Genomic DNA, 5985 nt, shown 5'->3' with positions numbered 1-5985 from the left:
GGTGATGCGGATGCGCTCGCCCGACGTTTGGTAGCTGATGTCGGAGCGGTACATCGTCACGTTGCAGGGTTGACCACCGACTTGGACGGTGCCCTTGCCCTGATACATGAGCGACATGAGCAGATCGTATTCCTCGGTGCTCCGCAGCATGCCCATGTGCCAGGCCCAGTTGAACAGCACCGACTTCAGGTCCTTCGCGTCGGGCGCAGGGGTGTACGTTGGCGCCTCTTCGCCGCGGCGGCGACCTCGCGCGCTCGACGGCGGCGCTGTCGTGATCTGGGGGCCGAACTCGGAGCCATCGTCCTGAGCGCTAGACACCGACGGCACGCCGATCATCAGCGTCGCAGCGAGGGCGACACTTCCGCACATCATTTTCGTTCGAGAAGTCATGGTGATTCCCCCGGGTTAACTCAATTGCCGCCGGCGTTGCCTAAGACCGTGCCATCCGCGCGCGTCAGCGACCTGAGTCCTGCCAAAGGACTCCCGTTCCGTGCCGGAGTGCCCATCACGGTTACCTCTTCGCCGATCTTGAGCGCGTTCGGGCCGACCTTGGTGATCCCCTGGGTGGCGAGCGCCGTCGCCGAACCGGTCGTGAACGTCCAGTCCGTGGTCGTACCGTCGGTGTTTTTCACCGTCACCACGATCGATCCGTGCGGATTCACGAACTGCAGCTTGGCCAGCGCGCCCGTGACTTTCACCTCTTTAGCCGGGTCGTAGACGCCGGCGGTGGAGTGATGCGCCTGGACCGCCGCAACGGCCGTGAGACCCCCGATCATGACGACACAGCCCAAAGCTCGCTTAATCATGGTGCCCTCGCAAAGTTGTGATCAGCAAAAGGTGCCATCGCACCGAAGAAAGCCGGCAACCGGCCCTCAGAGCATCACGGCCTCCCGGGCACAAATCAAGAGTCCGGGGCGTGGCTTCGGAAGACTTGAAATTGGTGGGCGCTGGAGTCGAACCAGCGACCAATGGATTAAAAGGCGCCGATTGCGTCGATCCAGCAAAATCGAGCGCCAGCGAGCAAGACGACTAACGGCCCGCGGCTCATTCCCAAATCACCTTCGCCGATATTCGGTCATGCGTTTTGGTAGCAACGTAGTAGCAAGCTGCAGCTACTACAACTGCTCATTCAGCGGTCGGCGCCGCAGGCATTGCAGGCGCGGCCGCGAGCTCGTCGCGAAGCACGACCGCTTGGCGGCCGACGTACGCGCGGATGCTCTCAGCTTGCGTCGGCTCGATAAGGTGGTTCCAGCCGATCATTCCGAGGTCCGTGAGCGCGCCGTCGATCACGATCGAGTGCCACAGCTCCTTGTTGGTGAGCGCCGGCGAGCGTCGCAAGTCGGGAATGACGTTGATGCTGCGCGTCGCGTTTCCGTGGCAACGGCCGCAGTAATCGGCGTACAACAGCTCGCCCGCACGGACCACGTCGTCCGCGAACACTTCGTTCGGCGGGTTCGGCGGCGGCGCGGGGCCGGGAGGCGGCGGCAGTGTGGCCGTGCCGCCGAGCTTGAACGCGACGAGCCGTCCCACTTGCCGCGCGCGCGCCTGCGCGTCGGCGATGCCCTGCAGGTTGCCCGTCGCCCGCGCGCCGGTGTTGATCGCGATGTATTGCTCGCCGTCGACGCTATACGAGATCGGCGCCGCGGCCGCCGCGTTCGGCATCGGATAGCTCCAAACCTGCTGGCCGGTCGCCGCATCGATCGCAACGAGCTCGCCGTCGATGACGCCGCGGCCTTGGAAGACGAGATCGCCCGCCGTCGCGAGCACGCCGCCGCCGCGCGCATCGACTCGGAAGCGTTCCTTGTTTTCGACGGGATCCCAAGCGAGCACGTAGAACTTCGCGGGCGGTAACCTCTTCGCGTCGTCGCGCACGACTTCCGGCCGCCGGTCCTGGCCGAGGTTGTAGCCGCCCGGCACGTACTTCCAATCCGGCAGGTCGTCGTAACGCAAGTACGTCTCTTGCGCCTGGAAATAGACGAGTCCGGTGCGCGGGCTGAACGACCACGGCGACCAGTTGTGCGCGCCGCTGCCCGTCGGCGTCGCGAAGAACGCGCCATCGTCGTAGAACGCGTTCGCCGTGATCGCCGGGCGCCCCGTCGCGACGTCGACCGACGTCGCCCAGTTCACGGGCACGAAGTTGTTCGCCGAGATCACCTTGCCCGTGTGGCGGTCGAGCACGTAGAAGAAGCCGTTCTTCGGCGCGTGGAGCAGCGCCTTGCGCGGCGTGCCTGCGATCGTGAGATCGACGAGCATCATTGGCTGCACCGACGTGTAGTCCCACGACTCGCCGGGCGATTCCTGGTAGTGCCAGATGTAGGCACCGGTGTCGGGGTTCAGCGCGAGCACCGTCGAGAGGAACAGGTTGTCGCCCTTGCCTTCCGAGCGCTGCCGGCGGCTCCACGGGCTGCCGTTGCCCGTGCCGACGTAGACCTGATCGAGCTCCTCGTCGTAGACAATCGCGTCCCACGGCGTGCCGCCGCCGCCGTACTGGTAATACTTGCTGCCGAACCAAGTCGGTCGAGCGAGCTTCTCGATCGCGTCGTCGGACGCGGCGCCGTCGGGGCCCTTCGCAGGATCGCCCGGCACGGAATAGAAGCGCCACGCGAGCTCACCGCTCTCCATGTCGTAGGCGCTCACGTAGCCGCGCACGCCGAGCTCGGCGCCCGAGTTACCGATCAGCACCTTGCTCTTGATCACGCGCGGCGCGCCCGTGATCGTGTAGGACTGCGTTTGATCGACCGTGACGGTGCTCCACAGCGGCGTGCCGGTCTTCTGGTCGAGGGCGATCAGGCGGCCGTCGAGCGTCGCGAGGAACACTTTGCCGCCGGCGACCGCGAGGCCGCGGCTGTTCACGTCGCAGCACGCCTTGTAGCCCGCGATTCCCGGCACCTTCGGGTCGTAGTACCAAACGCGCTCGCCGGTCTTCGCGTTCACGGCGTAGACCTTGCTCCAAGCCGTGGACGTATAGAGCACGCCGTCGACGACGATCGGCGTCGCCTCTTGACCGCGGTTCGTGTCGAGCTCGACGAACCACGCGGGCTTCAAGTCCGCGATCGTGTCCTTGTTGATTTGCGCGAGCGGCGAGAAGCGCTGCTCGCTCGTCGTGCCGCCGTGGACCGGCCAACCCGCTTGGACGGCGGCGGAAGCGGGACCCTCGGGGCTCGACGCCAACGGCTCGGGAGAGCGACCGTCGCAGGACGCACAGATCAGCGCCGAAGCGGCGCAGGCCATCGCTCGGTTCATAGGCCCCCCGTTGTTTCGCCGACGCTACCACACCGCGCACCAGCGGTGGAATTGTGAGACTAGCTACTGACGCCCTCTTCCGCGAGACTCGCGGCCGGCGCATCGGCCTGGTCTCGATTGCCAACCGCCTCGCCTCGCATCGGCGACAATACGCCGCGTCGCTCCTTCGCGCGAACGTCGCTAAAGCTCAACCGGCTGCCAGGTTCGCCCTCGTGGCCTGGTGGATCCAGGCCGCGAAGCTCGGACAATTCCTGTCGATGCTGCGCACGAAGCGCTCGTCCCTGCTGACGAATTCCGTTCCCTTTACGTGCAACTCCTTGGAGGTGTCATAAAACCACTTGTCGGACCACAGGCGCATGGCTTCGATAGCCGTGAGCGCTTCGAGCGCATCTGGCCTGGCGCCGGAAGCGAAGACGTTCTCAAGGCGGCCGTACACCTGCGTCATTTCCAACTTCATGCGCTCCACGTCAGTTTTCGTGTATCTGCTCCAGCGTTCAGCGGACTGTTTCCACGCTTCGGTCTTGCCCCAGCGCTCTTGGGCCTCATCTTGGTGTTCTTGCTTCATGTCAGGGAATACTTCGAACATTCCTTTGGTATTCATCCGATGTCTCTCCCGTCCCGTTTCCGGATCAATGTCGTCTAGCGTCTTGTCGATCAATGCAAGCAGGTCGCCTAGACGGGCCGCTTGCTGTTGCAGCAACTCACGTTGATGCAGTAGGGCGGCGTGCCGGTCGAAACCGGGCCCCTTCATCAGGCGCCCGATGGCGTCGAGCGGAAATTCCAGCGCCCGATAGAACAAGATCGACTGCAAGCGCTCGAGATCGGCGTGCGAGTACAGCCGGTAGCCTGCTTCGCTCCGACCGGAGGGAACCAGCAGTCCGATCTCGTCGTAATGGCGCAGTAGCCGGGTGCTCACTTTCGCCAGCTCCGCGACCTCTCCAATCTGGTGCATAGATCTACCTCGCTTTCCAAGGCGTCGCGAACGATAGGGCTTTACGCAACGTGAGAGTCAAGGGCCGTCAGCAGCGAGATGCGGCCTACTCGGCGACCGTAAGTTACTGAGTGAATCGGTGGGCCGCTCACAACGGCCAGAACGAGATGGTCAGAGATGGCGCCGTCGAGATCCGCGTGTAGCGAGTCGCCGCGCGGACTGCGCGGACGCGTAGCTCGACGCGCTATCGGCCTAGCAGCGGCGACGCGATGTCACTCGTACCGCAAGGCCGATAGCGGATCGATCGTGGTCGCGCGCCGCGCCGGCACATATACCGCGAGCATCGCAGCCGCGGTGAACGCCATGGCGGCGAGCGCGTAGACCGCGGGATCGAGCGCCGTCAGGCCGTAGAGCATGCCCGCGAGGTAGCGCGTGAGCGCTGCGGCACCCGCGATGCCGCAGACGACGCCGATGCCGACGACCAGGGCACCCTGGCGCAGCACCAGCTTGAGCACGGCCCCGCGCCGCGCGCCGAGTGCCATGCGGAGGCCGAGCTCCTTGGTCCGCTGGCTGACCACGTAGGAGAGCACGCCATAAAGGCCGATGACGGCGATGAAGCCGGCGATCGCACCGAACGTCGTCAGGATCGCCGCGTAGAAACGCGGGCGCGTCGTAAGGCCGGACACGACTCGTTCCATCGGCACCGCCGCGTCGATCGCGAGGCGTGGGTCGATGTCCCGCGCAATGGCGCGCAGGTCCGCGATGATCGACGTGGGATCGCCTGTCGTTCGCGCTGCGAACGCGATGCTGCTGACATCGACGGTCAGGAAGTCCCGGTCCGACATCCGCGGCAGCGTCAAAGCTTGCCGTGGGTCGACGAACACCACGCGCTCGGCGGCCTGTTCGAGGTTACGGAGATGGAAGTCGTCGACGACGCCGGCGATCGTGACGACGCTATCCGGCACCGTTATGCCAAGCACCGTCATGCTGGCGCCGACGGCCTTGCCGTCTGGGAAATAGGCGTCGGCGTAGGGGCGGCTCACGAGGACGGCGGGAGCTGCGCCTGCGCGCTCGTCGGGCCACTCGCCCGCCACGAGCCGCGCACCCAACGCGGGCAGGTAGCCCGGGCTCATCTGGCGCGTCTGCGTCCGCTTGCCGCGTATCTCATCGCGCATCTCGAACCCTGTCTTGCCTTCCGGGATCAGCAACACCGAAGTGCGGATCCATCCCGTGAACGGCGGCAGATCCGCGAACCCGACCCTCGTCACGCGCGGATGGGCCTCGAGGCGCGCCACGAGCGTCTCCGCGACTTCGAGCTTGCGCTGCGCCGTGGAGTCGCCCGGCACGACGAGCTCGAAGCTCAAGACGCCGCGTGCATCGAAGCCGGGGTCGATGCCCGTGAGCCTCAGGAAGCTCCCGACGAGCAGGCCGGCGCCGATGAGCAGCGCCATCGCGCACGCCAGTTGCACCGCGGCGAGCACGTGGCCGAGCCGCGAGTTGCGCACGAGCGTCGAGAGCTGCGCTGCGGACGTGTGCCCGCGGTCGCCGTACTTCGAGAGGCGCAGCGCCGGCAGCAGCCCGAAGAGCACGCCGGTCACGACCGACAGCAGAGCGACGAACGCGAGCACGGGCGGATCGATCGCGATCTCATCGAGTCGCGGCAACACCGACGGTGCGAAACCGTTCCGCGGATTGACGTACGCCGTCGCCGTCAAGTCGACCAGCCACACGCCCGCGAACGCGATCGCGATCGCGAGCAGGCCCGCGAACACCGACAGCGCGAGGCTCTCCGTGAGGACCTGCCGCGCGAT

5 protein-coding genes are annotated in these 5985 nt (G+C 65.9%); all 5 read right to left on the bottom strand.

The features are described 5' to 3' along the window. The coding region (locus VN706_03470; GenBank protein ID HXT14659.1) for a hypothetical protein at window positions 1–390 on the bottom strand (390 nt) is incomplete at its 3' end. 20 nt (window positions 391–410) lie between these two features. After that, on the bottom strand, window positions 411–806 hold the full coding sequence (locus tag VN706_03465; protein HXT14658.1) for a DUF6152 family protein: 396 nt from the start codon (window positions 804–806) through the stop codon (window positions 411–413). Window positions 807–1125: 319 nt separating this feature from the next. Further along, window positions 1126–3231: a PQQ-dependent dehydrogenase, methanol/ethanol family gene (locus tag VN706_03460; GenBank protein HXT14657.1), complete on the bottom strand. Its 2106-nt coding sequence runs from the start codon at window positions 3229–3231 to the stop codon at window positions 1126–1128. A 199-nt stretch (window positions 3232–3430) separates the two neighbouring features. Next, complete coding sequence (locus VN706_03455) at window positions 3431–4195, bottom strand: MerR family transcriptional regulator (GenBank protein ID HXT14656.1); 765 nt, start codon at window positions 4193–4195, stop codon at window positions 3431–3433. Between the two features lie 251 nt (window positions 4196–4446). Beyond that, on the bottom strand, window positions 4447–5985 hold a 1539-nt coding region (locus VN706_03450; protein ID HXT14655.1), incomplete at its 5' end, for an FtsX-like permease family protein.

The sequence above is a fragment of the Gemmatimonadaceae bacterium genome, from assembly GCA_035606695.1.
Taxonomy (GTDB): domain Bacteria; phylum Gemmatimonadota; class Gemmatimonadetes; order Gemmatimonadales; family Gemmatimonadaceae; genus JAQBQB01.
This window is presented reverse-complemented; position numbering and strand designations above follow the sequence as displayed.

Coding starts and splice junctions, on each gene's coding strand:
- VN706_03465 (HXT14658.1), bottom strand. CDS start 806: ATGATTAAGCGAGCTTTGGGCTGTGTCGTCATGATCGGGGGTCTCACG.
- VN706_03460 (HXT14657.1), bottom strand. CDS start 3,231: ATGGCCTGCGCCGCTTCGGCGCTGATCTGTGCGTCCTGCGACGGTCGC.
- VN706_03455 (HXT14656.1), bottom strand. CDS start 4,195: ATGCACCAGATTGGAGAGGTCGCGGAGCTGGCGAAAGTGAGCACCCGG.